Below are 26,961 nucleotides of genomic sequence, written 5' to 3'. Positions count from 1 at the left end.
CTGCTCGGCCACCACCAGGTGCGCGGCGATCTCCGTGTTCGACAGGCCGCGGGCGACCAGGCGCAGCACCTCGGCCTCCCGGTCGGTCAGCCCGGCCAGGCGCTCGGGGCGGCCCGGGGGCGGCCCCCCCGCCCCGCCGCCGCCGGCCCGACGCGAGGACGGCGCGCGGACGGGCTCCGGCGCCTCCTCCCAGGCGTCGCGCCGGCCGCGGTCGGCCACCGCGGAGCGGTCGGTGCGCACCGGCCGCGCCCGCCGGTCGGCGCGCACGTCGCCGTGCCGCCAGGCGTCGGCCGCCATGGCGCCCTCCCGTCCCTCCGCGGATGACCGGGGCGGCCACCTCTCGCTCAGGCCACGGTAGCCAGTCCGGCCGCGGGGCGGAGGGACGTCGTCGCCGAGTCACCTTGTCGACAAGTGCCGAAGTGGACCCGGGGCGGGCGCGGGATCAGCCGTGCGTGCCGTCGCGGGGGTCGGCGTCGTCGTCGAGGCAGCCGGGCGCGGGATCGGCCGGGCGCAGGGTGCGCACCGTGGCCTCGAGCTCCTCGGGCCGCGGCACGGGCTGCTCGCCGACCCCGAGGTCGTCGAACCGCCGCGCGGCCGCGAGCACCGACCGCTCGTAGGAGCCCACGGTCTCGTTGTAGCGGGTCATCGTGGCGCCCAGCGCGGAGCCGAGGCGGGTGAGGTGGCCCGACAGCGTGGTCAGCCGCGCGTGCAGCCGGCGGCCGACCTCGAGCACCTGGTCGGCGTCGCGGGCGAGCCGCTCCTGCCGCCACGAGTAGGCGACGGTGCGCAGCAGGGCCAGCAGCGTGCTGGGCGTGGCCAGGACGACGTCGCGGCCGAAGCCGTACTCGAGCAGGCCGGGCTCGGCCTCCAGCGCCGTGGTGAGGAAGCCGTCGGAGGGCACGAACAGCACGGTGAACGGGGCGGCGGGCCGGAAGGCCGTGGGGTAGCGGCGGGCGGCCAGCGCGTCGACGTGCGCGCGCAGCTGACGGGCGTGCGCGGCCACGCGCTGCCGGCGCACCGCCTCGTCGGGGGCCTGCACGGCCTCGATGTAGCCGGTGAACGGCACCTTGGCGTCGACCACGACCTGGCGGCCGTCGGCCAGCGTGACCACCAGGTCGGGGCGCACACCGGCGTCGGCGTCGCTGGTGCCGGCGGGCTGCTCGACGAAGTCGCAGTGCTCGAGCAGCCCGGCGACCTCGACCACCCGGCGCAGCTGCACCTCGCCCCAGCGGCCGCGCACGTGCGGCGTGCGCAGCGCGGTGACCAGGGCCTGTGTCTCCTGCTTCAGCTGGGCCGAGGCCTGGCCGACCGTGCCCATCTGCTCGCGCAGCTCGCCGTGCGCGGTCGCGCGGGCCCGCTCCATGCCGGTGAGCAGCCGGTGCATGTGGTCCAGCGACTCGTGCAGCGGCTCGAGGCCGGCGTCGGAGGGGCGCCGGCGGGCCAGCAGGGCGACCACGCCGAGCGTGGCGGCGGTGGCCAGCAGGGCACCCAGGAGCAGCCCGAGCAGAAGCGAAGCGGCGTCCACGATCCGGCAGGGTGCCTCACGGCGCCGACATTTCCCGGGAGGCGGCCCGGGCGGAGGAGGCCATGCCCACGGATCCGGGCCGAGAACCGTGTGCACAGCCTCCTTCGCCTGCCGCGGCCGCGGTCGATGCGCCTCAGGCGGCGCGGCTCGCGTGGGCCGCCTCGTGGTCGAGCAGCCAGCGCTTGACCGGCGTCCCCCAGCGGAAGCCGCCCAGCCCGCCGTCGGACCCCAGCACGCGGTGGCAGGGCACGAACAGCGCCGCGGCGTTGCGGGCGCAGGCGTTGGCCGCCGCCCGGACCGCCGCCGGCCGGCCGCAGCGGACGGCGAACCCGGCGTAGGTGGCCGGCCGCCCCGCGGGGATGCGGCGCAGCTCCTCCCAGGCGGCCTCCAGGAACGGCCCGGACCGCTGGCGCACGACGACGTCGTCGATCGCGTGCAGCTCCCCGGAGTGGAACGCCTCGACGGCGTCGAGCACCGGCAGCCGGTCGACCCGCTGGGACGACGCCGGCCGCAGCGAGGCGTGCACGACGGGCAGCAGGTCGGCGACGTCGGCGGTCCAGCCGGCGGCGAGGACGGTGTCGTCCCCGTCGACGACGACGGTGAACGGGCCGGGCGGGGTGGCGAGGGTGGCGTGGCGGGCGGTCATCAGGCGCTCCGATCGAGGACGGGGGTGCGGGTGAACAGGGAGGGCACGGCGAGCGCCCACAGGTGCATCACGGCGTAGCTGCGCCACGGCCGCCAGCGGCGGGCGGCGTCGGCGTCGGAGCTGCCCAGCGCCGCCAGCGACCGGCGCAGCGCCAGGTCGCCGGGCAGCCAGACGTCGGGGTCGGCCAGGCCGCGCAGCCCGACCAGCGCCGCCGTCCACGGCCCGATCCCCGGGACGGCGACCAGCGCGCGGGCGGCCTCCTCCCGGTCGGCTCCCGGGTCGAGCGGGACGTCGCCGGCGGCCAGCGCCGCGGCCAGGGCGTGCACGCCGCGCCGGCGGGCGCCGGTCAACCCCACCGCGGTGAGGTCGGCCCCGGCGAGCGCCTCCGGCCGCGGGAACGCGTGGGTGAGCGAGCCGACCGGCTCGGGCAGCGGGGTGCCGGCGGCGCGCAGCACCCGTGCGGTCAGCGTGCGCGCGCCGGCGACCGAGACCTGCTGGCCGAGCACCGCGCGCACGGCCAGCTCGGCGGCGTCGGGGGAGGCGGGCACCCGGCGGCCGGGGGCGGCGGCGACCAGGCCGGCCAGCGCGGGGTCGGCGCCGAGGACCTCGTCGACGGCGGCGGGGTCGGCGTCGAGGTCGAGCATGCGGCGGCAGCGGCTGACCGCCGCGCCCAGGTCGCGCAGGGCCGTCAGCCGCAGCCGCGCGGTGACCGAGCCGTCGCGGGCGGGGGAGAGGCGCACCACCGCCGGACCGTGCGGCAGGTCGAGCACGCGGGAGAACGTCGTCCCGTCCCACTCCTCCAGGCCGGGGACGGCGTGCGCGCCCAGGAACAGCAGCACCTCGTCGGCGGCGAACGGCGCCCGGGCGGTCAGCCGCAGGGCGAGCTCGCCCGGCGTGCCCCCCGACCCGCCGCGCCGGCGCACCCGCAGGGCCGTCGGGGTGGTCGCGAAGACCTCCCGGACCGTGTCGTTGAACTGGCGGATGCTGGCGAACCCGGCCGCGAACGCGACGTCGGCCATGGGCAGGTCGGTGGTCTCGATCAGCACCCGCGCGGTCTGCGCCCGCCGGGCGCGGGCCAGCGCGAGCGCGCCGACCCCCAGCTCGCCGACGAGCAGCCGGTGCAGCTGCCGCTCGGAGTAGCCCAGCCGGGCGGCCAGCCCGGGGACGCCGGCGCGCTCCACCTCGCCGTCGGCGATCAGCCGCATCGCCCGGGCGACGACGTCGGCCCGCACGTCCCACTCGGGCGACCCGGGTGCGGCGTCGGGGCGGCAGCGGCCGCAGGCGCGGAAGCCGGCCGCCTGCGCGGCGGCCGCGGTCGAGAAGAAGGAGACGTTCCGCGCCAGCGGGGTGCGCGCCGGGCACGACGGCCGGCAGTAGATGCCGGTGGTGTGCACCGCGGTGACGAACCAGCCGTCGAAGCGGGCGTCGCGGCTGGCGACGGCGCGGTAGCAGCGCTCGTGGTCCAGCACGTCTGCGGGCAGGGCCTCGGTCACGGGCACCAGCCTGCCAGCCGCGGGGGGTGTTGACTGGCGGTTTCCGGACGTCGCCGTGATCCCCCGGATCAGCGCTCGACCAGCACCCCGATGCCGTCGAGCAGGCGGGCGAGGCCGAACTCGAACGAGCGCTGCGGGTCGTAGGCGCCCAGCTCCTGGCCGGCGATCGGTCCCACCCGCGCCGCCGTCGGGAAGCGCGCGGCGTCGAACACCTGCGCCACGTACGGCTCGGTCGCCTCCCACCACTGCTGCTCGGTGATGCCGGTGGCCCGCTCGGCGTCGGCCTTCTCGTGCACCCCGCTGACCGAGCCGCGCACGAACCCGTTGACCAGGGTGACCAGCAGGTCCATCTCGACCTCCGGCAGGCCCAGCCCGTCGACGGCGCGCAGCTCCACCTCGTACTTGCGCATCAGGTTCGGCCCGAGCGGCGGCCGGCCGGTGGCCACGTGCAGCGCCCAGGGGTGGCGGACGAACAGGTCCCAGTTGGCCCGGGCCATCGCCTCGATCCGCGCCCGCCAACCGCCCTCGAGCAGGGCGTCGACCGCGGGGTAGAGCTCGCCGAGCACCGCGTCGAGCATCAGGTCGACCAGCTCGCCCTTGCCCGGCACGTGGGTGTAGAGCGTCATCGCACCCACCCCGAGCTCGGCGGCCAGGGTCCGCATCGAGACGGCGGCCAGACCGGAGCGGTCGGCCAGCGCCACCGCGGCGGTCACGATGCGGTCGACGTCCAGGCCCGGGCGCGGGCCGGGCCGCCGCTCCTCGCCGCTGCCCGCACGCCACAGCAGCGCCATGCTGCGCGCGGGGTCGCCCGTGCCCGTGAACTCCGTCGCCATGCCCCCAGCCTTCCGCAACCCGCTTGCGTCCATCTCCGTACGGCGTATGGTGTCATCCGTCGGGGAATGGCGTACATCGTACGGAGGTCCGGGGTGGCGGAGATCCGGGTGGACGGGCTGCGGAAGGGCTTCGGCGGGACGGCGGTCCTCGAGGGGGTGGACCTGGCCGTGGAGGCCGGCTCGGTGTGCGCGCTGCTCGGGCCCAACGGCGCGGGCAAGACGACGACGGTCAAGGTCCTCACCACCCTGCTGAGGCCCGACGGCGGCCGCGCCGAGGTGGCCGGCGTCGACGTGGTGCGGCGGCCGCGCGAGGCCCGCCGGCGCTTCGGCACGGTCGGCCAGCACCCGGCCGTCGACGAGGTGCTCGGCGCGCGGGAGAACCTGGTGCTCTTCGCGCGGCTGCACCACCTCGACCGCCGGGCGTCCCGCCGGCGGGCCGACGAGCTGCTCGAGCAGGTGGGCCTGGTCGGCACGGCGGGCAAGCCCGTGCGCCAGTTCTCCGGCGGGATGCGCCGCCGGCTCGACATCGCCGCCGGGCTGGTGCTCGCGCCCCGGGTGCTGTTCCTCGACGAGCCCACGACCGGTCTGGACCCGGCCGGCCGGCGGGACGTCTGGGACGCCGTGCGGGAGCTGGTGGCCGGCGGCACCACGGTGCTGCTCACCACCCAGCACCTGGAGGAGGCCGAACGGCTGGCCGACGACGTCTGCGTGCTGGCCGGTGGGCGGGTCGTCGCCCGCGGCACCCCCCGGGAGCTCACCGCCGCGATCGGCGGCGACCGGCTGGAGCTGGCGCTCGCCGACCCGGCCCGGGCCGCGGAGGCGCTCGCGCTGGCGACCCGCGTCGCCGAGGGGCCCGCCGCGCCGCTGGGGTCCGGCACGCGCGTCACCGTCCCCGTGCCCCGCCGGCCCGGGGTGGTCGGCGAGGTGGTCCGGGCGCTCGACGAGGCGGGCATCCGGGTCGACGACGTCGTCCTGCGCCCGACGACGCTGGACGAGGCCTACCTGCGCATCACCGGCGCCCGGACGGGGGTGGCGGCGTGACCGCCGTCCTGCCCCACGGGACCCCGCCCCGGGAGAGCGCGGCCGACCGTCTCCGGTGGGCCGTGACCGACGCCCTCACCGTCGCCGGGCGCGACGTCGCGCACTGGCGCCGGCAACCGGCCGGCCTGCTGGTCACCGTGCTGTTCCCGGTGCTCCTGCTGCTCATGTTCCTGTACCTGCTCGGCGGCGGCATGGCCGTGCCCGGCGGGGGCGGCTACCGCGAGTTCCTCGTCCCGGGGCTGCTGGCGATCACGATGGTCTTCGGGCTGGAGGGCACGATGACCGCGGTCGTCACCGACACCGCGCGCGGGGTCACCGACCGGTTCCGGTCGCTGCCGATGGCGCCCTCGGCCGTGGTCGCGGGGCGCTGTCTGGCCGACATGGCGTCCTCCGCCGTGGGGCTGCTCGTGCTGCTCGCCGCGGCCCTGGCCGTGGGCTGGCGCCCGGCGGGCTGGGGCTCGGCCCTGCTCGCGGCCGGGCTCCTGCTGCTGCTCCGGCTCGGGTTCCTCTGGATGGGCATCTGGCTCGGCCTCGTGGCCCGCGACCCGGCGAGCGTCACGGCGGTGCAGATCCTGGTGTGGCCCTTCGTCTTCCTCTCCAACGCCTTCGTCGCGGCCTCGGCGATGCCGGGCTGGCTGGCCACGGTGGCGGAGTGGAACCCGCTCGCGGCGACGGTGACCGCCGTGCGCGAGCTCTTCGGGGCGCCCGTGGGCGCCGGCGGCGGCTGGGCCACCGAGCACGCGGCGCCGCTCGCCGTCGTCTGGCCCGTCGTGCTCACCGCCGTCTTCGCCGTCCTCGCCGTCCGCCGGTACCAGGGGCTGTCGCGGTGACCTGACGGGGGACGCCCGGCGTCCACCGACCGGTGGACGGCGGACCAGCGCTTCGGCGGTCCCGCGCGCCGCCCCGGGTCGCGAGGCTCGATGCCATGACGACGACGCAACCGGCGCCCGGCCCGACCGCCCCGGCGCCCGAACCGGAAGCGGCCGTGCGCGTGCGCGGCCTGGTGAAGAGGTACGGCGGCCGCGCCGTGGTCGACGGCCTCGACCTCGACGTCCGCCGCGGTGAGGTCTTCGCCCTGCTCGGCCCGAACGGCGCCGGCAAGACGACGACGGTCGAGATCCTCGAGGGCATCCGCCGTCGCGACGCCGGCGAGGTCGCGGTGCTGGGGGAGGACCCGGCCGGCGGCGACCGCGCCTGGCGCGACCGGATCGGCGTGGTCGGCCAGACGACCGGCGACGGCAACGCGCTCACCGTGCGCGAGACGGTGGACCACTTCGCGCACTACCACGGGGACCCGGTGCCGACCGGCGAGCTGATCGCCGCCGTGGGGCTGACCGGGCAGGCCCGGGTGCGCGTGGACAAGCTCTCCGGCGGCCAGCGCCGCCGCCTGGAGGTCGCGCTCGGCCTGCAGGGCCGTCCCGACCTGCTGTTCCTCGACGAGCCCACCACCGGGATGGACCCGGCCGCCCGCCGGCAGTTCTGGACCCTCATCGAGGGGCTGCGCGACACCGGGACCACCATCCTGCTCACCACCCACTACCTCGACGAGGCCGCGCACCTGGCCGACCGGGTCGGCGTCCTCTCGGCCGGGCGGCTGGCCGAGGTGGCCCCGCCCGGTGAGCTGGGCCGCGGGCTGCGGGGCGAGGCGGTCGTCCGCTGGACGGAGGGCGGCGCACCGCGCGAGGTGGTCACCGCCGAGCCCGCCGCCCTGCTGCGCGACCTGCTCGCCGCCTCCCCGCACGGCGAGATCCCCGACCTGACCGTCACCCGCCCGAGCCTGGAGGACGTCTACCTCCGGCTGACCGGCACCGCCGAAGGAGCCCCCCGATGACCACCGCCGTCCGCACCGCGCGGCCCGCCCCGCCCAGCCCGCTCGCCGTCGGCCGGGCCCGGACCGGCCTGGAGCTGCGGCTGTTCTTCCGCGACCCGGGCCAGATCGTGTTCTCGTTCGCCTACCCGGTGATCATGCTGGTGATCTTCGGGTCAGTCTTCGGCGACGACGAGGTCCTCCCCGGTGTCGGCTTCCGGCAGTACTTCCTGGCCGGCATCGCCGCGACCGGCGTGATGCTCACCAGCTTCCAGGCGGTGGGCACCGCGATCGCCGAGGAGCGCGACCGCGGCGACCTGGCCCGCCTGCAGACGCTGGGCACGCCGGTGCTCTCCTACGTCGTCGGCAAGGCCGGTCAGGTGGTGGTCACCACGGTCGCCCAGCTGGCGCTGCTGCTGGCGGTGGCGAAGCTCGCCTACGACGTCCCGCTGCCCACGGGTGCCGACCGGTGGCTGACGTTCACGTGGGTCGTCGTCCTCGGCGCCATGGCCGGCACGGTGATGGGCATCGCGGTGTCGTCCTTCGTCGGCAGCGCCCGCGCCGCCGGCGCGGGGATCCCGGCGTTCGCCGTCGTGCTCCAGTTCTTCTCCGGGGTCTTCTTCGTGGACTCGCAGCTGCCCGACTGGATGCGGACCGTGGCGTCGCTCTTCCCGCTCAAGTGGATGACCCAGGGCATGCGGTCGGTGTTCCTGCCCGACTCGGCCGTCACCGCCGAGCCGTCGGGGAGCTGGGAGCACGGGATGACTGCCCTCGTGCTGGTCGCATGGGTGATCATCGGCGTCGTGGTGTGCATCCGGACCTTCCGCTGGCGGCGGGGCGGCTGATGCTCGGCAGCCGCCGCTGGGCCGCCGTCCTCCTCCCCCCGAGCGGGGAGGAGGACGGTCCCGCGCCCGTCTCCGAGCGGAGCTGGCGGGCCACCGTCGTGGGGATGCACGTCATCTCCGCGGCGGTCTGGGCGCTGGCGGTGGTCGCGGCCCTGACCGACGACGGGCTGCGCGGCGGCGAGCTGGCGCTGGTGCTCGTCGTGCTGGGCGTGCTCGCCGTCGCGTACGTCGTCGCGGGAGGACCGTCCCTGGGGGGCGGCCGGCCGGTGCGCGGGGCGCTGTACCTCGCGGTGCTCGTCGTCGCGTTCGCGCTGCTCGGCTTCTCCGACCCCGGCCTGTTCTTCCTGCTCTTCCTCGCCTACCCGCAGGTGTGGTTCGTCGTCGGGGGGACGTCGGCGGGCGTCTTCTGGACGGTGCTGGTGGCCGGGGCCAGCGCGCTGGGGCCGCTCACCCGGGCGGCGTCCGGTGCGGCGACCCGCGAGGTGCTGACGTCGACGGCGATCAGCCTGCTGTTCAGCCTGGCGCTGGGGCTGTGGGTGAGCCGGGTGCTGGACCAGAGCTCCAGGCGGGCGGAGCTGATCGAGCAGCTGGAGCGCACCCGCGCCGAGCTGGCGGTGGCCGAGCACGAGGCCGGGGTGCTGGCGGAGCGGGAGCGGCTGGCCCGCGAGGTGCACGACACGCTCGCGCAGGGCTACACGAGCATCGTCGTCCTGGCGCAGACCGCGGCCGGGCAGGTCGGGTCGGACCCGGACGGCGCCCGCGAGCGGCTAGCGCTCATCGAGGAGGTCGCCCGCGACAACCTGCAGGAGGCGCGGGCGCTGGTGGCCGCGTTCCGCCCGGTGGCGCTGGAGGACTCCACGCTGGTCGAGGCGCTGCAGCGGCTGGCCGACCGGTTCGGGCGGGAGACGGGGATGGCGGTGCGGGTGGACACGGCGGCCCTCGGCGACGGCGTGGGGCTGCGCCGCGACGAGGAGGTCGTGCTGCTGCGCGGGGCGCAGGAGGCGCTGACCAACGTGCGGCGGCACGCCGGGGCCGCCGCGGTGGTGATCCGGGTGGCGGCGGTGGGGGAGGGGTCCTCCCGCCAGGTGTCGGTGCACGTGGAGGACGACGGCGTGGGCTTCGACCCCGCGGCCGGCGCGGGCGCCGGGCTGGAGGGGCTGCGCTCACGGGTGGCCCAGGTCGGCGGCGAGGTCGACGTGGTGTCGGCGCCGGGTGAGGGCACGCGGGTGACGGTGCGGGTGCCGGTCGAGTGACGATCAGGGTGCTGGTGGTGGACGACCACCCGGTGGTGCGCGGCGGGCTGGTCGGCTGGCTCGACCAGCAGGAGGACCTCACCGTCGTCGGGGAGGCCTCGGACGGGCTCGAGGCGCTGGCCCGGGTCGCGGAGACGGTGCCGGACGTCGTCCTCATGGACCTGCGCATGCCGCGCATGGACGGCGTGACGGCGATCGAGCGGCTGGCGGCGACCCACCCCGGCGTCCGGGTGCTGGTGCTGACCACCTACGACACCGACGCCGACATCGTGCGCGCGGTCGAGGCCGGCGCGACCGGCTACCTGCTCAAGGACGCGCCGCTGCCGCAGCTGGCCGACGCCGTGCGCGCCGCCGCCCGCGGGGAGACCGTCCTCGCCCCGCCGGTGGCCGCGCGGCTGGTGTCGCGGCTGCGGGCGCCGGCGGTGGAGGCGCCCACGCCGCGGGAGCTGGAGGTGCTGCGCGGCGTGGCGCGCGGGCTGACCAACGCCGAGATCGGCCGCGAGCTGTTCATCGGCGAGGCGACGGTGAAGACCCACCTGCTGCGGGTGTTCGCGAAGCTCGGCGTCGACGACCGCACGCGGGCGGTGATGGTCGCCATCGAGCGCGGCCTGCTCCCCGGCGCCTGAGCACGGCCGGCCCGCTGGGGCGGGCTTGCGCACCCGTGTACCGTCCCGTCGGTACGACAATCAAACCGAGGGAGGCGTCGTGCAGCTGGCGGTCGAGGACACCCGCATGCGGATCGGGCCGAGCTGGCGCTCGTTCGTCGGCATCCAGGGCGGGGTGGTGGTCGGGCAGCTGCTGGCGACCGCGGCGTCGTCGACCGGTCGGGCGCCGCGGGCGGTGACCGCGCACCTGCTGCGGTCGGTGGCGCCGGACGTCGACGTCGTCCTGTCGGCCGCCCCGGACCGGGCCGGGACGACGGGCAGCGTGCGGGTGGAGCTGCGGCAGTCGGACGCGCTCGCCGCCGTGGGGCAGGTGCTGACGCTGGACCGGCCCCCGTCACCGGTGGTCGAGGCGTCGCCCGGACCGCTGCCCGCCGTGGAGGACGGCGAGCCGTTCGCGCTGCCGCGGGAGCTGGTGCCGATCGCCGACCACACCGAGATCCGGGCGCTCGGGACGTCACGGCCGCTGGCGGGCGGGCCGGAGCCGCGGCTGCACGCGTGGGTGCGGATCCACGGCGCACCCGACCCGCTCGTGCGGCTGGGGGCGCTGCTCGACGCGCTCCCGCCGTCGCTGTTCGCCGTCTGGACCGCGCCGGTGCCGGTGCCCACCGTGGAGCTCACCGCGCACCTGTCGGGCGTGCTCCCGGACGCCGAGCAGTGGGTGCGCGTCGACCAGCGGACCACCTGGCACGACGCCGACCTGGCCGTGGACGACGCCGAGCTGCGCGACGTCGCCGGCCGGCTGGTGGCGCGGGTGCGGCAGACGCGGCGGCTGATCGGGGCCCCGGCCGCGTAGGTCCGCGCGCCGTCGTGCGCGGATCCACCTTTCCGCCTGCGGGACGGGTGGCTGAGCGCACATCGATCACGCGCGTCGGCGGTCCGGCGCCACCCACGTAGGCTGGACTCCCGTGAGTCTCACCATCGGGATCGTCGGCCTGCCCAACGTCGGCAAGTCGACGCTGTTCAACGCGCTGACCAAGAACGACGTGCTGGCGGCGAACTACCCGTTCGCGACCATCGAGCCGAACGTCGGCGTGGTGGGCGTGCCCGACCCGCGGCTGGCGAAGCTGGCCGAGCTCTTCGACTCGCAGAAGGTCATCCCGGCGACCGTGTCGTTCGTGGACATCGCCGGCATCGTGCGCGGCGCCAGCGAGGGGCAGGGGCTGGGGAACAAGTTCCTCGCCAACATCCGCGAGAGCGACGCGATCTGCCAGGTGATCCGGGTGTTCTCCGACCCGGACGTCGTCCACGTCGAGGGCAAGGTCAGCCCGAAGGACGACATCGAGACGATCAACACCGAGCTGATCCTCGCCGACCTGCAGACGCTGGAGAAGGCGGTCCCGCGGCTGGAGAAGGAGGCCAAGCGCGACAAGGAGAAGGCCGCGCTGCACACGGCCGCCGTCGAGGCGCGGAAGATCCTCGACGAGGGCCGCACGCTGTTCTCCGCCGGCGTCGACCTGGCTCCGCTCAAGGAGCTGTCGCTGCTGACGACCAAGCCGTTCCTCTACGTGTTCAACGTGGACGAGGAGGAGCTGGCCGACGAGGCGCAGATCGCGTCGCTGCGGGAGCTGGTGGCGCCGGCCGAGGCGATCCTGCTCGACGCCAAGATCGAGGCCGAGCTGGCGGAGCTCCCCGAGGAGGAGGCCGCCGAGCTGCTGGCCGCCGTCGGCCAGGACGAGCCGGGCCTGCACCAGCTGGCGCGGGTCGGCTTCGCGACCCTCGGCCTGCAGACCTACCTGACGGCCGGTCCCAAGGAGTCGCGGGCCTGGACGATCCCGATCGGCGCGACCGCCCCGCAGGCGGCCGGCGTGATCCACACCGACTTCCAGCGCGGCTTCATCAAGGCCGAGATCGTCTCGTTCGACCAGCTGGTCGAGGCCGGCTCGATGAACGAGGCCCGCGCCAGGGGCTGGGTGCGCATGGAGGGCAAGGACTACGTCATGCAGGACGGCGACGTCGTGGAGTTCCGCTTCAACGTGTGACTCCGCAGGGCTCCCACCGGGTCCCGCATCCCGCCACCGCGGGCGCGGCCCGCTCCTCGGCGGCGGGCGCAGGCCGGACAGGGCCCTAACGCCCTGCACCGGCGCGCCCACGTGCGCTTGGGTGTCGGGGGAGAGGAGGGAGAAGCGGGGCCGGAGCCGTTCGGGGCCCAGGAGCCAGCCCGGCGCGGCCTCCGCGGGGAAGCCACGACGACCACGAGGGGCCGAACCCATGGGCACCACCCTGCCGGCCTTGACGCCGCTCGAAGACACCCTGTTCGTGACGCTCTGCTGCAGAGCGCTCGACAACCGCTCGCCCGATCCGATCCTCGGTGATGCCCTGGCCGACGAGATCGTCCGCACGCTCGACTACGACCACGGCCGGCTGGGGATCGGCACGAACCTCCGGCTCAACGCCGCCCTCCGCGCCAAGAAGCTCGACGAGGTGGCGTCGGCGTTCGTGGCCGCCCACCCCGACGCCGTCGGGCTCGACCTCGGCGCGGGGCTGGACACCCGCCCCGCCCGCATCCACCCGCCGCCCACCGTCGACTGGTACGACGTCGACTTCCCCGCCGTCGTGGCCCTCCGAGAGCGGGCGGTCCCCGAGCGCGCGCGGGCGCACGTCGTCGCCGCCGACGTCCGCGACCCGGACTGGCTCGACGCCGTCCCGACCGGCCGCCCGGCCGTGGTCGTCGCCGACGGCCTGGTCGGGTTCCTCACGCAGGAGGAGTTCGTCTCGCTGCTCGACCGGCTGATCGCCCGCTTCCCGAGCGGCGAGATCGTGTTCAACAGCTATCCCAAGTTCGCGCTCTGGGCGGCCAGGCACACGCGCGGCACCAAGGGCGTCGCCGACCTGCTCAAGTTCCCCGGCGTCGACGACCCCAGCGAGCTCGAGGGCTGGAACCCCCGGCTGCAGCTGGTCCGGGAGATCCTGCTCAGCCGGGAGCCCGAGATCGCGCAGTTCCCGCGGGGGCTGCGCCTGTACTACCGGCTGTCGGCGCGCAGCACGGCCTGGTCGCGCAAGGGGACGATCGTCCTGCACTACCGCTTCTGACACCCGCGTCAGGCGAGCAGCAGGCCGATCCCGAGCGTCAGCGCCCCGACCGCGAGGACGGCGCCCCCGGCGTACACGAGCGCGATCGCGCCGTTCGGCTTCTCCGCGTCGGGCTGGGTGACCGACAGGAAGAAGCCGAGCGGCATCAGGATCGGGGCGGCCGCGAAGCAGATCCGCGCCACCCAGGCCACGCCGGAGGCGAGGTCGGCCTGGTCGACGTAGAGCATCGCGACCAGCGCCAGGACGATCCACACCCCCGCGTGCGCGTGCCCGGCCCGGAACATCCCCTGCCGCAGCGGGTTGCCGACGAACCCGGGATCGCGCCGGGTGAGCATGGCCAGCAGGGCGAGACCGCCGAACTCGACGGTGGGGACGGCGATCAGCAGGACGGCGGCGAGGATCCGCGACTCGGTGGACAGCATCGGCCCTCCTCGGGTGAAACGGCCCTTGGGGTTCCGCATGATGCCGCCGTCCCCGCCCGCGCGGCACCCTGGTGGGCGCGCACTCGACCGGGACGGTGCCGGATGGCTGATGCGGCCACGACCGCGGCTCGGGAGGTCGCCCGCGTCCGCGGCGACCCGACCGGGCGCTACGCCTTGGCGGCGGACTTCTACCGGTCGGCCGGCGGCGCCCGACGGCGGTACGCCGCGGCCGAGCTCGGCTTCCTGCGATGGGAGCTCGCCAGGGGGGTGCTCGCGCCGGCCGACGCCCGACCACCGGGCAGCCCCTGGTGGCGGGCCGTCAACGAGCGCCTGCTGCGGGACAAGGTGGAGGCCGACCTGCTGGCCGCCGGCGCCCCGGGTGGGGCCAGCGCGGCCAGCGTCGAGCTGTGGGAGCTGTTCCTGCGCGACCCCCGCCCCGCGGCCTGGTACCGCGCGCACAACGCCAGCATCGTGGGCGCCTACCTGGAGCACGAGGAGCTGACGGCGGCCGAGCTCCCGGCGGAGCGCTTCCTGATGAACGTCGCCCTCCTGCGCGTCCTCTACACCCACGCGCTCGTGGCCCGCCCCCGTCTCGCCCTCGGACCCCTGGCCCGGCTCGGGCCCGTCCTCGCCGACCCCCGCGGCCCCACCGTGCGGTTGTTCCTGGACCTGCGCCGGTCCTTCCCGAGCCACTACCCCGTGACGCTGCCCCTGGCCGAGGTCATCGCCCGCGAGCAGCCGCTGGCCCGCGCGCTGGACTACGGGGTGATCGCGCCCCGGCTCCCGGACGTGTACGCGTTCTCGGCGGCCGCGCTGGGGGAGCCCAGGGTGGTCGGGATGCTCGACGACGGGGCTCCGGCGTACGCCTGGCCGCACGCCGACCGGGAGGTCTGGACCACCGGCAACACCGGGCGGCACCTGGCGCTCGTCGCCGGACTGACCGGCGCCCGCGAGGCGTTCGACCGGCAGTTCGACCGGCAGGCCGACCGGCAGTCCGACCGGCCCCGGCCGGGCCGGCTCACGCGGCGACGGAGAACAGCTCCCACTCCTCCGGCACACCCTTCAGAGCCCGGGCGCCGCGCTCGCTGAGGCGGATGCCGGACCCGACGAGGACGTCGCGCACCGTCCGCGAGACGAGGATCTCGCCGGCCCCGGCCGCCTGCATCACGCGGGCCGCGATGTGCACGGCCATCCCGCCGACGCCGGCTCCCCGCAGTTCCACCTCGCCCGTGTGCGCGCCGGTCCGGATCCGCAGCCCCGACCGGCAGAGGGTGTCCCGCAGCGTGCGGGCGGCCTCGATCGCCCGCCCCGGGCCGGGGAAGGTGGCCAGCACCCCGTCGCCGGTCGTCTCGACCAGCCGGCCGCCGAACTCCGTCACCACGCTGCGCGCCGTGTCGTCGTGCCGGTCGAGCAGCTCGCGCCAGCGCTGGTCCCCGAGCCGGTCGGCGAGCTCGGTGGAGCCCACGATGTCGGTGAAGACGATGGTCACCAGCGCCCGCTCCGGCGAGGTGCTGCGGCGCGCGCCGGTGAGGAACTCCTCGATCGCGTCCACCGCCGTCCCCGGGTGCTCCCAGGCCAGCGGACCGTCGCGGCCGGGCAGTTCGACGAAGGTCGCGCCCTCGATGGCGTCGGCCAGGTAGCGGCCGTGCTCGATCCGGTACATCGCGTAGTCCCGCCGGTGCATCACCAGCGTCGGCACGTGCACGCTGCCCAGCGCCGCGCGGGCGTCGGCCTGCAGCATCGCGGTCAGGTAGGCGCGGACGGCGCCGGGACTGGCGATGCTCCGGGTGTAGCGGGCGAACCACCGGCGGAAGCGCTCGTCGGACGCCCGGCTGGGCACCTGCAGGTGGACCTGCTCCTCCGACCCCCACGTGTCGACCACCTGGTCCACCACGGCGGCGGCGCGCTCGGGCTCGGTGCCGATCGGGTAGTCGTCGGAGCGCAGGACCCGCGCGGCGGTGTTCACGAGGACGAGCGCGACCGTCCGGCCGGGATGCGTCGCCGCGAACAGGGCCGCCATGGGGCCGGCGTCGAACACGCCCATGACGGCCGCCCGCCGCGCGCCGACGGCGTCCATGACCGCGACGACCTCCTCCGTGTACGACTCCCACGGGGGCAGGGACCGCAGCGGCAGCGGGTCGGAGGCGCCCGAGCCGCGACGGTCGAACCGGATGAGCCGGCAGAACCGGCTCATCCGGTGGTACATGGCCGCCAGCGCCGGGTCCTCCCAGTCGAGGTCGATGCTGTTGAAGGTCCCCGCCGACAGGACGAGGTCGGGGGGACCGCTGCCCACCACCTGGTACGCGATGCGCTCGTCGCCGAGCCGCGCGTACCGCGTGTCCGGTTCCGCGGGGGCGCTCACGGGGAGGACCGACGGGCCCGGGCGGTCAGTTCTGCTCGAGGACGTGCAGGCGGCGCACCGTCAGGTCGTCGATCTCGAGCGAGCCGACCGTCATCCGCTCGATCGCGAGCCGGCGGATCGCCAGGTGCCAGATGGCCACCGCGGCGGAGGCGACCGCCCCCGAGGCGAGGGCCAGCAGGGAGGCGAAGGCGACGCTCCGCGCCCCGGTGGCCGCGGCCCCGACCGCGGTGGCCCCGGTGGCCGTCGACCGAACTGCTCCAGACCTCATGGCGCCCTCCGGGAGGGGGTGTCCGCGCGCCGGCCGGGGCGCGGTGCGGAAGGGGTGTCCATGATGCCCCGCACCGCCCCGCAGGGGGCCGTCCGCGGACGCGTCGGCCGGGGGCAGCGCCCGACCGTGCGGCGCCGCGCGACCTCAGCCGTCGCCCTCCCCGCCGCCGGTCTGCTCCTCGACCTCCTGCTCGGCGTCCTCGACCGTGTCCTCCACGTTCTGCTCGACCCCGTCGTCGACGACGTCGGACCCGCAGGCGACCGTCGTGAGCGACGCGGCGGTGATGGCGAAGGCGGCCGCCGCCGCGCGCAGCGGACGGGGGCGGGTGGACCTGGGCATCCGGGGCTCCTCGGCTCGGCGGGCGGTGCTCCTCCGGTTCTGCCCCCGACCCGTGCCGCTCAACCGGACGAGCCCGTCAGGAGGAGCGGCTCCCCGAGGCGCCGTCGCCGGGCAGGTCCGGTGGCTCGACGACCCCGGGCGCGACCGGGTCCACCGGTGTCACCACGGCCGGGCTAGTGCGGACCACGGTCGGGCTCCCGCCGACGTCGACCGTGGTGCCCTGCGGGGTGCCGCCGGAGCGGGAGGACAGCTTGTCGAGGCTGCTGCGCAGCGGGGCCGGGGCGGCGTCCCTCACCTTCTCCAGCGCCTGCTGGACCTCCGGCCGCTCCGCGAGGCCGCCCGCGGCCCGCTTGATCTGCTCGAACCTCGCCCGTCCCGCGCGGGCGCCGAGGACGTAGCCCACGCCGAACCCGAGCCCCAGCGACAACCTGCTCATGACCTTCCTCCAGCCCTTCCGCAGCCGACTGCCGGTCGTGGTCAGCGTCTCGGGGACGACCTCGAGCGCGCTGCCCACCCGGGCTGCAGCGTCCACCCCCGTCCGGGCCACGTCCAGACCGCGCTCGGCCACCACGGGGGCGGCCGCGCCGGCGAGGCGGGCGGTCGCCTCGGCGGCGTACAGGACGCCGGCCGCCGCGGTGATCAGGGCGCTGCGCACGAGGCGCCCGGTGGACGCCAGGAGCGGGGCCGACGCCGCGACCGCCTCCCTGCCCAGGTGACCCGCGGAGCCCGCGACGGTCCCGGCGCCCCGGGCGGCGGCGCCCGCCGCGCGGCCGGCCGACGTGGCGCCGGCGAGGGCGCCGTGCACCACCAGCCGCCCCGTCGACCCCGCCACCGGGGCGGCCGACGCCGCGACCGACCGCAGGCCAGCCAGCGCCGCTGCGCCCCGGGTGCCGGCCCGCGTCGTCGCCCGCGCCCGGCGGGCCCTGCGCAGGCGGAGCAGCACGGCGACGAGGGTGCCCAGGCCGGCGACCGCGGCCACCGCTGCGGCCACCCACCGACCGGGGCCGGCGCGCTCGGCACCGCCGCCGTCCGCCGCCTCCTCCTCCGGGGTGCCGGCGGGAGCGCTCTGGGCCGCCTCGGCGGGCAGCACGCTCTCCGACGCCGCCGTGGAGAACTCGATCCCGTAGTGCTGGTAGAGCGCCGCCTCCTCGCTGCGGGAGAGGTGCTCGGGGTCGCCGGCGGGCGACGGCGCGGTGACGGCGTCGCCGCGGCTGACGGTGACCTGCACCCGGTCGCCCACCTCGGTCGCGTCGACCAGGGGGACGACGACCGTCGATCCGTCGGCGTCGGCGTAGAGCCACTCCGGCAGGCCGGTGGCGTCGTCGGTGAGCACGGCGCTGCAGACGCCGATCTCGGCGCCCTCGCGGTCCACCACCGACCGGCCGACCCACTCGTGGATCCTGCTCCGTCCGGGCATCGCCATGGCCGCCTCCCCCATCTCGGGCGGCGGCGGGGTACCCGGCCGCTCCACCGGTCAACCGGCGCGGCGGCTCAGCGGGCGAGGAAGTGCACGCCGAGCCACAACCAGCCGGCGAGCACGGCCACCCGCCCGGGCGTGGTGCGCATGGCGGCGCCCAGCGCCCGGGCGGCGGTCACCGCCGCGTCGGGACGGCGGCGAGCGGCCCCTTCCAGCGCCACGGCGGCGGCGAGCAGGACGGCGAACCCCAGCAGGCTGACCGCGGTGCCGCTCACCCGCGGTGCTCCTCGCGGCGGGGGCGGGCGAGCAGCCACGCCCCGACGACCAGCCAGACGACCGTGGCCAGGCCGCGCACGGGGGGATGCGCGAGGACCGGGTCGAGGGCGTCGCTCAGCGTCGGGAGCCGGTCGTCGCCCAGCAGCAGGAGCTCCCAGCACACCGCCGCGCCCAGCAGGCCCAGCCAGGGGACGCCGCGCCGGCCCACCGCCGGCGCCGCCGCGCCGGCCCGCAGCGCCAGGGCGGTCCCGGCCAGCGCGAGGCCCGTGACCGCCACCGCGACCAGCGCGCCGGCGGACAGCTCGCCGTAGGCGGTGACCGCCGCGGTGCACGGCACTCCGAGCACCACGGGGGTGAGGCGGCGCGCGGTGCGGGAAGACAGCACCGGTGCATGCTCGCGCAGGAAGCCGACGGCGGGTGCGTGGTCTGGCGGGAGGGCTCGCCGCCGTCCTGGCCGCGTGGAACAACCTCGTCGTCACCCGGTTGCCGGGCTACCCCGGTTCGTACGTGGTCGCCAACGTCGCGGCCGCCGCGGCGGCGGTGGCGGCCGCCCGGGCGAGCGGCCTGACCTGGGAGGAGCTCGGGCTCGCCCGGCGCCGGTCGCCGTCGGGGCTGCGGTGGGGCGGGGCGTGCTTCGGCGCCGTCGCGGCCGGCTACGGGATCGCGCTGGCCGTGCCGGCCCTGCGCCCGCTGCTCACCGACGCGCGCATCGGCGGTCTGGACGGCGGGGAGGTCGCCTACCAGGCGCTGGTGCGCGTCCCGCTCGGCACGGTGCTCTGGGAGGAGGTGGCCTTCCGCGGCGTGCTGCTGGCGGCGCTGGCCCGCCTGGTGTCCCTGCCGGCGGCCCTCGCCGCGTCGTCCGCGCTCTTCGGGATCTGGCACGTCCGGCCGACCCTCGCGGCGCTGGCCGCCAACGACGTCGTCGAGGGGCCGTGGCACACCGCCGGCGCGGTGCTGCTGGCCTGCCTCGGCACGGCCGCCGCCGGCGTGCTGTTCTGCTGGCTGCGGCTGCGCAGCGGCAGCCTGCTGGCCCCGGCGCTGCTGCACCTGGCCACGAACTCGCTGGGCTCGCTCGCCGCGGCGGCGGCCTTCCGCCTCAGCTGAGGCCGTCGAGGAACCGTGCCAGGACGGAGGCCCACCGCTGCCGGGCGGCGTCGTTCGCCTCGAGGGACGGGAGCCCGATCTGGGTGGCGATGATCGACGCGGTGCCGTTCTTCTTGGGCTCGCTGGTGACCGTGACGGACGAGCCGTCGGGGGCCTTCGCCCGCCACGTGATCCGCCGGTCGGTGCCGCTCACCCGCAGGGTCTCGCCCACGACGGCGCCCCGCACCGTCTCGTCGTCGGCGGCGAAGGCCTTCCACCTGTCCATCAGCTCCGCCATGCCGAGCCGCGTCGCCTTGCTGACGCTCGTCTGGAAGGTGCCGTCGGGCCGCTGGCCGGGGATCCGCCGGCCGATGTGCTGCTCGTAGGCCACGGTGACGGCCTGCGTCCACCAGCCGAGCTGGTCGATCGTGCCCTCGAGCTCCGCGTGGACCCGCAGCGCGATCTCGTGGTGGTCGAGATCCTCGGCGCCGATGCCGTCCATGAACGCCAGCCACTCGTCCCACGACCGGTTCGTGGCCCGTTCGACCGGCCTGATCCGCGGGTTCGTCGCCATCGTCCTCGTCTCTCGTCGTGGACGTCGTGGACGTCGTGGCGGAGGAGCGTAGAGGCCGCGTCGTGGGTCAGGCGATGCCGCGAGCGCGCAGTTCCCGCAGCTGGGCGAAGACGAAGCGGCGGATGACGTCCTCGCGCCGCTCGTCGAGGTCGGTGAACCGGAGGGAGACCTCCATGCGCTCGCCCTCGCCGACGCGGCCGCGGATGACGACCGCCTCCCCCTCGACCACGTGCGGCCCGAGGGTCACCGCCGCGGTGACCGTGACGCCGTCCCCGAGCGGCTCCGCCGCGGCGGTCGGCAGCGACGCGAGGGCCAGCCAGCAGCGCAGCCCGGTCTCGCTGAGGTCGACGCCGGTGGCCTCGACGACCGAGTCCGCGAGGCGCAGGCCCACCGGGAAGGTGGACGGCGCCCGGACGGCGGCCCGCCGCTGCCCGTCGGTGGCCGGCCCGGTCAGGCGGACCTCCCAGGTCGGCCGGTGCTCCGACGGCCGCACCCGCAGCAGCTCGGCCGGGACGACGCGCATGCCGCCCGGTCCGCGCCAGACGAGCTCCAGCAGCTCGCCCGGCTCCAGGCGCACGCGCGCGCGGTCCTTGTCCTCGCCCACCGTCAGCACCAGGGTGCTCTCGCCGACCTGGTCGACGAAGCTCTGCAGGAAGTCGTCGCGGCCGGCCGCGGCCACGTCGACGCTCTCGCGCTCGGCGGGGTGGTCGACCCCCGGCTTCCCCTTCACGTGGTTCCCCTCGGTCGGCAGGTGCTCCCGCTGATGGACGGACCACCCTGGCACCACCCGATCGGGTGAACGCGGAGGACGACGGGGACGACACCACCGGGGGCACGGGCGCACCACCGGCCCCCGGGGGCACCACCCCGACGGGCCTCAGGTGCCGCAGAAGGTGCGGTAGGTGGCGGCGAAGTTCTCCGGCCCGGGCGCGGCGTACCGCTCGAGGCCCGGGCGCTCGTCGAACGGCCGGGTCACCGCGTCCAGCAGCCGCTCGAGCGGGGCCAGGTCGCCGTCGGTCGCGGCGCCCAGCGCCTCCTCGACGAGGTGGTTGCGCGGGATGTGGACGGGGTTGACCCGGTCCATGGCGTCGGCGTCGGGCTCCAGGGCACGCCAGCGCTCGGCCCAGGCGTCGAACCCGGCCAGGTCCAGGACCAGGTTGCGCGCCGGGTCGACGTCGCCGCGCGCGGCCGTGCCGAGCGCACGGAAGAACGACGTGTGGTCGACGTGGTTGGCCTGCATCAGGCCGGTGAGCTCGTCGACCAGCGCGGTGGCCGCCGCGTCGTCGAGCCCTTCGGGCAGGCCGAGCTTCGCCCGCATGCCGGCCGACCAGGCCGCGCTGTACCGCTCGCGGAACCGGCCCAGCGAGGCCACGGCCAGCTCGACCGCGGTGTCCTGCTCGTCGTCGATCAGCGGCAGCAGGGCCTCGGCGAACCGGGCGAGGTTCCACTCGGCGACCACCGGCTGGTTGCCGTAGGCGTAGCGGCCGGTCTGGTCGATCGAGCTGTAGACCGTCGCCGGGTCGAACGCCTCCAGGAAGGCGCAGGGCCCGTAGTCGATGGTCTCGCCCGAGATCGTCATGTTGTCGGTGTTCATCACCCCGTGGATGAACCCGACGAGCATCCACCGGGCCACCAGCGACGCCTGCGCCTCGACCACGGCGTCGAACAGCGCGAGGGCCGGGCGCTCGGCGTCGGCCGCGGCGGGGTGGTGCCGCGCGACGGCGTGGTCGGCGAGCCGGCGCAGCAGGTCGACGTCCCCCGTCGCCCGCGCGTACTGGAACGTCCCCACCCGCAGGTGGCTGCTCGCCACCCGGGCGAGGACGGCGCCGGGCAGCACCGTCTCCCGGACCACGTCCCGACCGGTCGCCACCACGGCGAGCGAACGCGTCGTCGGGATGCCGAGGGCGTGCATCGCGGCGCTGACGACGTACTCGCGCAGCATGGGGCCGACCGCGGCCAGGCCGTCGCCGCCGCGGGAGAACGGCGTCCGCCCCGAGCCCTTGAGGTGCAGGTCGCGGCCGGCGAGCTCACCGAGCAGCAGCGCCCGCCCGTCGCCGAGCCGCGGCGAGTAGAAGCCGAACTGGTGCCCGGCGTACGCCTGCGCCACCGGGGTGGCGCCGTCGGGCACCTCGTTGCCCACCAGGAACCGGACGCCGGAGGGGCTGCGCAGCCAGCCGGGGGAGAGGCCGAGCTCCGCGGCGAGCTGCTCGTCGAGCACGAGCAGCCGCGGGTCGGGCGCCTCGCCGGCCTGCCACCGCAGAGCCAGCTCGGGCAGCTCGCGGGCGAAGCGGTCGTCGAGGGCCACGGTGGACGGCGGTGCGGCGGTCACGCCCCCTACAGTGCCCGCGCCGGGGGCAGGCATTCCGTCGGCTCAGCCCTTCCTGTCGGGCGGCTCCACCTTCCAGTCCAGCTGCCGCAGCACCGCGGCGGCGGCCTCGGGGTGCTCGTGCACGGCCCGGCGCAGCGCCGGCGTCCCGGGCCCGACCCGGTCGCGCCGGCCGCGGCGGTCCCGCAGGGGCGCCGGCCAGAGCGCCTGGATCGACGCGTTCAGGTGCGCCCCGAGGATGATCGCGAACGCGATGAAGAAGGTGACCAGCAGGAAGGCGATGGGGGCGCCGAGCGCGCCGTAGGTGTAGCCGGTCGAGCCGATCCAGTCCAGGTAGAGGCGCAGGCCGGTCGAGCCGAGCAGGAAGACCAGCGCGGCCAGCAGCGCCCCCGGCAGCCCGCGGTACCACGGCGGCTTGAGCGGCAGCGCCACCTTGTACAGCGTCGTCAGCGCCAGGAGCAGCACGAGCCCGGTGAGCGGGGAGTAGAGGGCGTGCCCGACGGCCTTGACCGGCTCCTCCCAGGAGTCGGGGAGGATCGGCACGAGCCGCTCGGGACCGAGGGTCAGCAGCGGGATCGCGATGATCCCGGTGACCAGGCTGACCAGGTACATGACGGCCGCCAGCAGGCGCTGCCAGACGAGGTTGCGGATCTCGTACTGGTCCCACGCGCGGGTGATCGCGTCGACGAACGCCGCCATCGCCGACGACCCGAACCAGAACGACAGCACGAACCCGACGGAGACGACGCCGGCCTGGGTCGTGTTGAGGATGTCGGCCACGGTGGGGACGACGATCTCGTCGAGGGCCTCACGGCTGAAGAAGCCGCCGGTGAGCTGGATGATCCACCGCTGGACCGCCTCCACGGCCTCCGGCCCGAACAGCCCGCCGACGAAGCCGAGCGTGCCGAACAGCCCCAGCAGCAGCGGTGGCACGGACAGCGTCTGCCAGAACGCCGCGCCGGCCGACTCGCTGAAGATGTCGTCGTTCCAGGCGTTGCCCAAGGTGCGGTGGACCAGCCGGCGCGCGGCGCTCGGCCGGGCGGGCTCCGCCTCGGCGACGGCAGCGGGGGCCACGGCCGGCGCCGCGATCTCGGCGCCGGTGGTCTCCCGGGCGATGGGCTTGTCCGGCACGGGGACAGCATGCGCCGTCCGTGCGGCCGTCCGCGTGCTGACCTGCGCAACGGTGCGAACCGTGTCCCGGGGCGGCCGTCCCGGACGCCCCCGGGTGGTCGGTACGGTCGCCCGGTGGGCGGATCACCGGTGGCCGTGCGACGTGCGGGGGACGACGACGCCGCGGCCCTCCACGACCTCAGCCTCCGGGCGATCCACGGGTCGGCCGCCGGGCACTACGACGGGGCGCAGCTGGCCGCCTGGGCGGGCACGCGCAGCGTCGAGGGACACCTGTGGATGGTGCGGAACACCGCCGTCCTCGCCGCCGAGGTCGACGGCGAGCTCGCCGGGTTCTGCAGCGTCGCGCTCGGGCCGGTGGGCCGGCTGCAGGCGGGCGAGGTCGACCAGCTGTTCGTCGACCCCGCGCACGGTGGCCGGGGGGTGGCGCGGAGCCTGCTCGGCGCCGTGGCGTCCCTCGCCCGGCAGGCCGGGCTGGGGGAGCTGCTCACCCACGCGTCGTGGCGGGCCGCGCCCGTCTTCGAGCGGTCGGGCTATCGACGGGACGAGGTCGAGACCGTCGACCTGGCCGGCGTGACCCTCACCCGCGTCCGCATGACCGCCGCCCTCGGCGCAGCGGGCGAGGACCGGGGTGGCGGCTAGGGCCGCCAGTCGGCCCGGTAGTCGGGATGGGTGGCGTAGCCCAGGCCGAGCAGCCGCAGGGTGGGGCACGGCTCGACCGGGCGCCGCTCGGCGGGGGACCCGCAGCAGGGCCGTTCGGGCTCGCCGTGGATCTGCACGAGCTGGCGGCGGATCGCGTTCTCGAGGCGGACGCGCTCGGTGCCCCACCGGGCCGCGTGGGCGAGCCGCGCGTCGGTCGTCGACCCGGCGAAGTTGCCCAGCGGGCCGTACTCCTCCTCGGTCATCGCGGCGGAGACGGCGATCAGCTCGTCCTCCGCGATGCGCGCGAGCAGGAACTCGGCCAGGTCCACGAGCGACGTTCTACTGGGTTGAGACCCTCAAGCCAAGCCGGATCCGCCCGATCGTGTTCCGAATAGGCGCTTACGGGCGCGTGGCGATCCCGTCGAGCCAGAGGGTGTCCGAGGCGTCGCGGTGGGAGCCGCTCGTCCCGACGTGCTTGTCGCCGATCCGCGGGCCGTTCCTGATCACGTGGACCAGCGCCATCGCGTGGCCCCGGCCGAGGCCGTGCTCCTCCTTGAGCCAGTCGACGATCGGGGTGGCCTTGGTCGTCGCGTCGAACCCGCGCTCGTGCGCCTGGGCGATCAGCTGGCGGGGCGTCAGCCCGGTCGTGCGCTCGATGGTGTCGAGGTAGGCCTGGAAGCTCACGGGTTCTCCTCGGGTCCGCGGGATCGGGTTCGCAGGGTGGACCGGGGCCGCTCGCGGAACTCATCGCCGTCCGGGTGCGGGAGCCCGATCGGGTGAGGACGGCGGTCACCCCGGGGTCACGCTCCACCGAATCCGGCCACGGGCGTTCCGCAAGTCGCTCGGGGCCCAGTCGCACCACCGACCTGCCCGGCCCGGGCGCCGGCCGCGCTTAGCCTGCGGGCCCCTACCCGAGGAGAACCCCGTGCTCATCGCCCGCCGAGTGGGTGCCGCCCTGATCGCGGTCGCCGCCGTCGCGATCTGGTTCCTGATGGCGCCGGAGGACCCGGAGCCGATCACCGTCAAGGGCGTCGCCGACCGCAGCGCGCAGATCGACCAGGCGCTGTCGGACTACGAGCTCAACGACATCTCGGCCAGCTCGGCCCCGCAGCAGCAGGTGGTCAACGGCTGGGTCGCCAAGGACCTGCTGACGATCATGGCGGAGCAGCAGAACGAGGCCCTCGCCCGCGACACGCAGCTGGCCGCGCCCGCCGCGACCGTCGACGAGCGGATCCCGGCACTGGGCGTGCTGGTGGTCCTCGGTGTGGCCCTCGCGCTCGTCACCTCGACGCGGGGCGCGACCGCCGCGCGCGCCGACGGGGAGGCGCGCCGCGAGCCGACCGGCGGAGGCGTCGCGCCCACGGTGACCTGGGCGTCCGACACGCCGGCCGGCGCCTGACGGCCCCGCGCCGCCGGGCGCCTGACGGAACCGCGCCGTCAGGCGCCTGGCGGCGTCGGGCGGGTCAGCGGCCGGCGCCGGCTCCGCCGGGCAGGGCGGCGGCCGAGGCGACCACCTCGTCGATCAACCCGTAGGCGCGCGCCTCCTGCGGGGTGAACCAGCGGTCGCGGTCGGAGTCGCGCTCGATCTGCTCCACGCGCTGCCCGGAGTGCTGCGCCTGCAGTTCGTTGACCTCGCGCTTGAGCCGGCCGAACAGCTCGGCCTGGATCGCGACGTCGGACTGCGTGCCCCCGACGCCCGCCGACGGCTGGTGCATCATCACGCGGGTGTGCGGCAGGGCGTAGCGCTTCCCGGAGGTGCCCCCGGTGAGCAGGAACTGGCCCATCGAGGCGGCCATCCCCATGCCGTAGGTGGCGACGTCGCAGTCGACGAACCGCATGGTGTCGTAGATGGCCATGCCGGCGCTGACCGAGCCGCCGGGCGAGTTGATGTAGAGGTGGATGTCGCGCTTCGCGTCCGCCGCGGAGAGCAGGAGCATCTGCGCCGCGATCTGGTTGGCGATGTCGTCATCGACCTGGCGGCCGAGGAAGATGATCCGTTCCTGGAGCAGCCGGTCGTAGATCGCGTCCTGCAGCGTCGAGCGCGCACCTCCCTCCAGCATGCGGGCGTCGTTGCTGGTCAGGGTGGGGGTTGGCATTTCCGGCGACCTCCGGTGCGGTGTGTTCCCGACGTCCCGGAGTGTGGCGGAAATGGCGTATCCGCATGCGCCAGAATGGCGAATTCAGCCAACTGCTGAATTGTTCTGCTTTCCGCGAAAAGGGCCGACGCGAGGGGGTGTCAGCCGCTGAACGTGACGTCCTCCGTCGTGGTCACGGCGGCGGTGCGCCCCGGCGCGGACTGGAACCGCCAGTAGAGGTTGGTGTGCGCGACGACCCGGCCGGGTTCGGGGGCGCCGTAGGCGGACAGGTCCTCGGTGGTGTGGGCGTCGCCGACGAGCGTCACGTCGTAGCCGCGCACGAAGGCGCCGTGGATGGTCGACCGGATGCAGGCGTCGGACTGCGCCCCGGTGACGACCAGGTGGCCGACGCCGGCCGCGGCGAGCACCTGCTCGAGGTCGGTGTCCTCGAACGAGTCGCCGTAGGTCTTGTGCACCAGCGGCTCCGCCGCGTCGCGGGACAGCTCCGGCACGAACTGCCAGGGCTCGCTGCCCTGCGGCAGGTCGTCGGCGGAGTGCTGCACCCAGACCACCGGGACGTCGGCCTCCCGGGCCCGCTCGACGAGGGCGCCGATGTTCGCCACGACGGCGTCGCGTTCGTGGGCGCCGTCCACGACCCCCTTCTGCGCGTCGATGACCACCAGCGCGGTGCGGGGGCGATCGGGCAGCGTCGTCACGGCCGGCTCCTGTCATCGGTGGGTCGTCGGCCACACCGTAGGCCCGGCCACCGACAGTCTCCGCAGGTCGGACCGCCACGTCCGGCACCTCCGCGCTCATGGCGCTGCGACCGCCAGGAGCCCGCCGTCCGTGGTCCCCGCGCCATGATCGGCTCGTCCACGGGCCGCAGGTCGCCGCCGGCGCCTCACCCCGTC

At 76.0% G+C, this 26,961-nt stretch carries 33 protein-coding genes; 13 read left to right on the top strand and 20 right to left on the bottom strand.

Annotated features, from left to right (window positions below):
• The 5 genes from ACI78S_RS20280 to ACI78S_RS20260 all read right to left on the bottom strand — a co-directional run.
• A partial coding sequence (locus ACI78S_RS20280) for a LuxR C-terminal-related transcriptional regulator (protein ID WP_456976701.1) occupies window positions 1–297 on the bottom strand: 297 nt, incomplete at its 3' end.
• 145 nt (window positions 298–442) lie between these two features.
• Window positions 443–1,525, bottom strand: coding sequence for a DNA recombination protein RmuC (locus ACI78S_RS20275; RefSeq protein WP_456976699.1), 1,083 nt, complete (start codon window positions 1,523–1,525; stop codon window positions 443–445).
• A gap of 133 nt (window positions 1,526–1,658) precedes the next feature.
• Complete coding sequence (locus ACI78S_RS20270) at window positions 1,659–2,171, bottom strand: methylated-DNA--[protein]-cysteine S-methyltransferase (protein WP_456976697.1); 513 nt, start codon at window positions 2,169–2,171, stop codon at window positions 1,659–1,661.
• Window positions 2,171–3,664: an AlkA N-terminal domain-containing protein gene (locus ACI78S_RS20265; RefSeq protein WP_456976695.1), complete on the bottom strand. Its 1,494-nt coding sequence runs from the start codon at window positions 3,662–3,664 to the stop codon at window positions 2,171–2,173. Before ACI78S_RS20265 ends, ACI78S_RS20270 begins: the two co-directional genes overlap by 1 nt.
• 68 nt (window positions 3,665–3,732) lie before the next feature.
• Complete coding sequence (locus ACI78S_RS20260; RefSeq protein ID WP_456976693.1) at window positions 3,733–4,497, bottom strand: TetR/AcrR family transcriptional regulator; 765 nt, start codon at window positions 4,495–4,497, stop codon at window positions 3,733–3,735.
• 93 nt (window positions 4,498–4,590) lie between these two features.
• Here ACI78S_RS20260 and ACI78S_RS20255 point away from each other — a divergent pair, with 93 nt between their 5' ends.
• From ACI78S_RS20255 to ACI78S_RS20215, 9 genes are all read left to right on the top strand, one after another.
• On the top strand, window positions 4,591–5,538 hold the full coding sequence (locus ACI78S_RS20255; RefSeq protein ID WP_456976692.1) for an ATP-binding cassette domain-containing protein: 948 nt from the start codon (window positions 4,591–4,593) through the stop codon (window positions 5,536–5,538).
• 62 nt (window positions 5,539–5,600) lie between these two features.
• Window positions 5,601–6,368, top strand: a complete 768-nt coding sequence (locus ACI78S_RS20250) for an ABC transporter permease (protein WP_456976690.1) — start codon at window positions 5,601–5,603, stop codon at window positions 6,366–6,368.
• Between the two features lie 95 nt (window positions 6,369–6,463).
• Window positions 6,464–7,369 carry an ABC transporter ATP-binding protein gene (locus tag ACI78S_RS20245; protein WP_456976688.1) on the top strand — a complete coding sequence of 302 codons (906 nt, stop codon included), beginning with the start codon at window positions 6,464–6,466 and terminating at the stop codon, window positions 7,367–7,369.
• Entirely contained in the window at window positions 7,366–8,190 is an 825-nt protein-coding gene (locus ACI78S_RS20240; RefSeq protein ID WP_456976686.1) for an ABC transporter permease, read from the top strand. The genes ACI78S_RS20245 and ACI78S_RS20240 overlap by 4 nt, the downstream gene beginning before the upstream one ends.
• Complete coding sequence (locus ACI78S_RS20235) at window positions 8,154–9,443, top strand: sensor histidine kinase (protein ID WP_456976684.1); 1,290 nt, start codon at window positions 8,154–8,156, stop codon at window positions 9,441–9,443. Before ACI78S_RS20240 ends, ACI78S_RS20235 begins: the two co-directional genes overlap by 37 nt.
• On the top strand, window positions 9,440–10,069 hold the full coding sequence (locus ACI78S_RS20230) for a response regulator (RefSeq protein WP_456976682.1): 630 nt from the start codon (window positions 9,440–9,442) through the stop codon (window positions 10,067–10,069). The genes ACI78S_RS20235 and ACI78S_RS20230 overlap by 4 nt, the downstream gene beginning before the upstream one ends.
• A 79-nt stretch (window positions 10,070–10,148) precedes the next feature.
• Window positions 10,149–10,901 carry a thioesterase family protein gene (locus tag ACI78S_RS20225; RefSeq protein ID WP_456976680.1) on the top strand — a complete coding sequence of 251 codons (753 nt, stop codon included), beginning with the start codon at window positions 10,149–10,151 and terminating at the stop codon, window positions 10,899–10,901.
• Between the two features lie 112 nt (window positions 10,902–11,013).
• Window positions 11,014–12,087 carry a redox-regulated ATPase YchF gene (ychF, locus tag ACI78S_RS20220; RefSeq protein WP_456976678.1) on the top strand — a complete coding sequence of 358 codons (1,074 nt, stop codon included), beginning with the start codon at window positions 11,014–11,016 and terminating at the stop codon, window positions 12,085–12,087.
• 250 nt (window positions 12,088–12,337) lie between these two features.
• Complete coding sequence (locus ACI78S_RS20215) at window positions 12,338–13,138, top strand: class I SAM-dependent methyltransferase (RefSeq protein ID WP_456976676.1); 801 nt, start codon at window positions 12,338–12,340, stop codon at window positions 13,136–13,138.
• A gap of 8 nt (window positions 13,139–13,146) precedes the next feature.
• Here the strand turns inward: ACI78S_RS20215 and ACI78S_RS20210 are convergent, their stop codons facing one another.
• Complete coding sequence (locus tag ACI78S_RS20210; protein ID WP_456976674.1) at window positions 13,147–13,560, bottom strand: hypothetical protein; 414 nt, start codon at window positions 13,558–13,560, stop codon at window positions 13,147–13,149.
• A 102-nt stretch (window positions 13,561–13,662) separates the two neighbouring features.
• Here ACI78S_RS20210 and ACI78S_RS20205 point away from each other — a divergent pair, with 102 nt between their 5' ends.
• On the top strand, window positions 13,663–14,649 hold the full coding sequence (locus tag ACI78S_RS20205; protein WP_456976672.1) for a hypothetical protein: 987 nt from the start codon (window positions 13,663–13,665) through the stop codon (window positions 14,647–14,649).
• On the opposite strand, the gene ACI78S_RS20200 is transcribed toward ACI78S_RS20205, so the two are convergent.
• The 6 genes from ACI78S_RS20200 to ACI78S_RS20175 form a co-directional block, all read right to left on the bottom strand.
• Window positions 14,579–15,922, bottom strand: a complete 1,344-nt coding sequence (locus tag ACI78S_RS20200) for an adenylate/guanylate cyclase domain-containing protein (protein WP_456976670.1) — start codon at window positions 15,920–15,922, stop codon at window positions 14,579–14,581. The genes ACI78S_RS20205 and ACI78S_RS20200 overlap by 71 nt on opposite strands.
• Window positions 15,923–15,947: 25 nt before the next feature.
• The gene (locus ACI78S_RS20195) at window positions 15,948–16,190 is read right to left on the bottom strand and encodes a hypothetical protein (protein ID WP_456976668.1); all 243 of its coding nucleotides are present in this window, start codon (window positions 16,188–16,190) and stop codon (window positions 15,948–15,950) included.
• A gap of 144 nt (window positions 16,191–16,334) precedes the next feature.
• Window positions 16,335–16,529: a hypothetical protein gene (locus tag ACI78S_RS20190; protein WP_456976666.1), complete on the bottom strand. Its 195-nt coding sequence runs from the start codon at window positions 16,527–16,529 to the stop codon at window positions 16,335–16,337.
• A gap of 76 nt (window positions 16,530–16,605) precedes the next feature.
• Window positions 16,606–17,952, bottom strand: a complete 1,347-nt coding sequence (locus ACI78S_RS20185; RefSeq protein WP_456976664.1) for a PRC-barrel domain-containing protein — start codon at window positions 17,950–17,952, stop codon at window positions 16,606–16,608.
• A 68-nt stretch (window positions 17,953–18,020) separates the two neighbouring features.
• Window positions 18,021–18,221: a DUF6186 family protein gene (locus tag ACI78S_RS20180; RefSeq protein WP_456976662.1), complete on the bottom strand. Its 201-nt coding sequence runs from the start codon at window positions 18,219–18,221 to the stop codon at window positions 18,021–18,023.
• Complete coding sequence (locus ACI78S_RS20175) at window positions 18,218–18,607, bottom strand: hypothetical protein (RefSeq protein WP_456976660.1); 390 nt, start codon at window positions 18,605–18,607, stop codon at window positions 18,218–18,220. The genes ACI78S_RS20180 and ACI78S_RS20175 overlap by 4 nt, the downstream gene beginning before the upstream one ends.
• 32 nt (window positions 18,608–18,639) lie before the next feature.
• On the opposite strand from ACI78S_RS20175, the gene ACI78S_RS20170 reads away from it, so the two are divergent.
• Window positions 18,640–19,326 (top strand): CPBP family intramembrane glutamic endopeptidase, encoded by a 687-nt coding sequence (locus ACI78S_RS20170; protein ID WP_456976658.1) that lies wholly within the window; start codon window positions 18,640–18,642, stop codon window positions 19,324–19,326.
• Here ACI78S_RS20170 and ACI78S_RS20165 read toward each other — a convergent pair.
• The 4 genes from ACI78S_RS20165 to ACI78S_RS20150 form a co-directional block, all read right to left on the bottom strand.
• Window positions 19,319–19,879: a hypothetical protein gene (locus tag ACI78S_RS20165; RefSeq protein ID WP_456976656.1), complete on the bottom strand. Its 561-nt coding sequence runs from the start codon at window positions 19,877–19,879 to the stop codon at window positions 19,319–19,321. The genes ACI78S_RS20170 and ACI78S_RS20165 overlap by 8 nt on opposite strands.
• A gap of 67 nt (window positions 19,880–19,946) precedes the next feature.
• Window positions 19,947–20,609 carry a PilZ domain-containing protein gene (locus ACI78S_RS20160; RefSeq protein WP_456976654.1) on the bottom strand — a complete coding sequence of 221 codons (663 nt, stop codon included), beginning with the start codon at window positions 20,607–20,609 and terminating at the stop codon, window positions 19,947–19,949.
• Window positions 20,610–20,756: 147 nt separating this feature from the next.
• On the bottom strand, window positions 20,757–22,208 hold the full coding sequence (locus tag ACI78S_RS20155) for a protein adenylyltransferase SelO (RefSeq protein WP_456976652.1): 1,452 nt from the start codon (window positions 22,206–22,208) through the stop codon (window positions 20,757–20,759).
• 42 nt (window positions 22,209–22,250) lie between these two features.
• A complete protein-coding gene (locus ACI78S_RS20150) occupies window positions 22,251–23,336 on the bottom strand; it encodes a YihY/virulence factor BrkB family protein (RefSeq protein WP_456976650.1) in 1,086 nt (361 codons plus the stop codon).
• A gap of 129 nt (window positions 23,337–23,465) precedes the next feature.
• Between ACI78S_RS20150 and ACI78S_RS20145 the strand changes: the two genes are divergently transcribed.
• Window positions 23,466–23,975 carry a GNAT family N-acetyltransferase gene (locus ACI78S_RS20145; RefSeq protein ID WP_456976648.1) on the top strand — a complete coding sequence of 170 codons (510 nt, stop codon included), beginning with the start codon at window positions 23,466–23,468 and terminating at the stop codon, window positions 23,973–23,975.
• Here the strand turns inward: ACI78S_RS20145 and ACI78S_RS20140 are convergent.
• Window positions 23,972–24,304 carry a DUF6221 family protein gene (locus tag ACI78S_RS20140; RefSeq protein ID WP_456976646.1) on the bottom strand — a complete coding sequence of 111 codons (333 nt, stop codon included), beginning with the start codon at window positions 24,302–24,304 and terminating at the stop codon, window positions 23,972–23,974. The genes ACI78S_RS20145 and ACI78S_RS20140 overlap by 4 nt on opposite strands.
• 70 nt (window positions 24,305–24,374) lie before the next feature.
• On the bottom strand, window positions 24,375–24,659 hold the full coding sequence (locus ACI78S_RS20135; protein ID WP_456976644.1) for a DUF4287 domain-containing protein: 285 nt from the start codon (window positions 24,657–24,659) through the stop codon (window positions 24,375–24,377).
• A 241-nt stretch (window positions 24,660–24,900) separates the two neighbouring features.
• Here ACI78S_RS20135 and ACI78S_RS20130 point away from each other — a divergent pair, with 241 nt between their 5' ends.
• Window positions 24,901–25,374 carry a hypothetical protein gene (locus ACI78S_RS20130; RefSeq protein WP_456976642.1) on the top strand — a complete coding sequence of 158 codons (474 nt, stop codon included), beginning with the start codon at window positions 24,901–24,903 and terminating at the stop codon, window positions 25,372–25,374.
• 64 nt (window positions 25,375–25,438) lie between these two features.
• Here ACI78S_RS20130 and ACI78S_RS20125 read toward each other — a convergent pair whose 3' ends face one another.
• Window positions 25,439–26,071 (bottom strand): ATP-dependent Clp protease proteolytic subunit, encoded by a 633-nt coding sequence (locus ACI78S_RS20125; protein WP_456976641.1) that lies wholly within the window; start codon window positions 26,069–26,071, stop codon window positions 25,439–25,441.
• Window positions 26,072–26,211: 140 nt separating this feature from the next.
• The gene (locus tag ACI78S_RS20120; RefSeq protein WP_456976638.1) at window positions 26,212–26,766 is read right to left on the bottom strand and encodes an isochorismatase family protein; all 555 of its coding nucleotides are present in this window, start codon (window positions 26,764–26,766) and stop codon (window positions 26,212–26,214) included.
• Between the last annotated feature and the right edge of the window lie 195 nt (window positions 26,767–26,961).

Source organism: Geodermatophilus sp. SYSU D00815, assembly GCF_054050035.1.
The sequence above is the reverse complement of the archived record's forward strand: the minus strand, read 5'-3'. Positions and strand labels throughout refer to the sequence as shown.

What these genes read in the sequence shown, in the direction of transcription:
- ACI78S_RS20125 (WP_456976641.1), bottom strand. Translation starts at nt 26,071, where the DNA reads ATGCCAACCCCCACCCTGACCAGCAACGACGCCCGCATGCTGGAGGGA.
- ACI78S_RS20260 (WP_456976693.1), bottom strand. Translation starts at nt 4,497, where the DNA reads ATGGCGACGGAGTTCACGGGCACGGGCGACCCCGCGCGCAGCATGGCG.
- ACI78S_RS20165 (WP_456976656.1), bottom strand. Translation starts at nt 19,879, where the DNA reads ATGGCGACGAACCCGCGGATCAGGCCGGTCGAACGGGCCACGAACCGG.
- ACI78S_RS20185 (WP_456976664.1), bottom strand. Translation starts at nt 17,952, where the DNA reads ATGGCGATGCCCGGACGGAGCAGGATCCACGAGTGGGTCGGCCGGTCG.
- ACI78S_RS20210 (WP_456976674.1), bottom strand. Translation starts at nt 13,560, where the DNA reads ATGCTGTCCACCGAGTCGCGGATCCTCGCCGCCGTCCTGCTGATCGCC.
- ACI78S_RS20240 (WP_456976686.1), top strand. Translation starts at nt 7,366, where the DNA reads ATGACCACCGCCGTCCGCACCGCGCGGCCCGCCCCGCCCAGCCCGCTC.
- ACI78S_RS20205 (WP_456976672.1), top strand. Translation starts at nt 13,663, where the DNA reads ATGGCTGATGCGGCCACGACCGCGGCTCGGGAGGTCGCCCGCGTCCGC.
- ACI78S_RS20245 (WP_456976688.1), top strand. Translation starts at nt 6,464, where the DNA reads ATGACGACGACGCAACCGGCGCCCGGCCCGACCGCCCCGGCGCCCGAA.
- ACI78S_RS20270 (WP_456976697.1), bottom strand. Translation starts at nt 2,171, where the DNA reads ATGACCGCCCGCCACGCCACCCTCGCCACCCCGCCCGGCCCGTTCACC.
- ACI78S_RS20195 (WP_456976668.1), bottom strand. Translation starts at nt 16,190, where the DNA reads ATGAGGTCTGGAGCAGTTCGGTCGACGGCCACCGGGGCCACCGCGGTC.
- ACI78S_RS20190 (WP_456976666.1), bottom strand. Translation starts at nt 16,529, where the DNA reads ATGCCCAGGTCCACCCGCCCCCGTCCGCTGCGCGCGGCGGCGGCCGCC.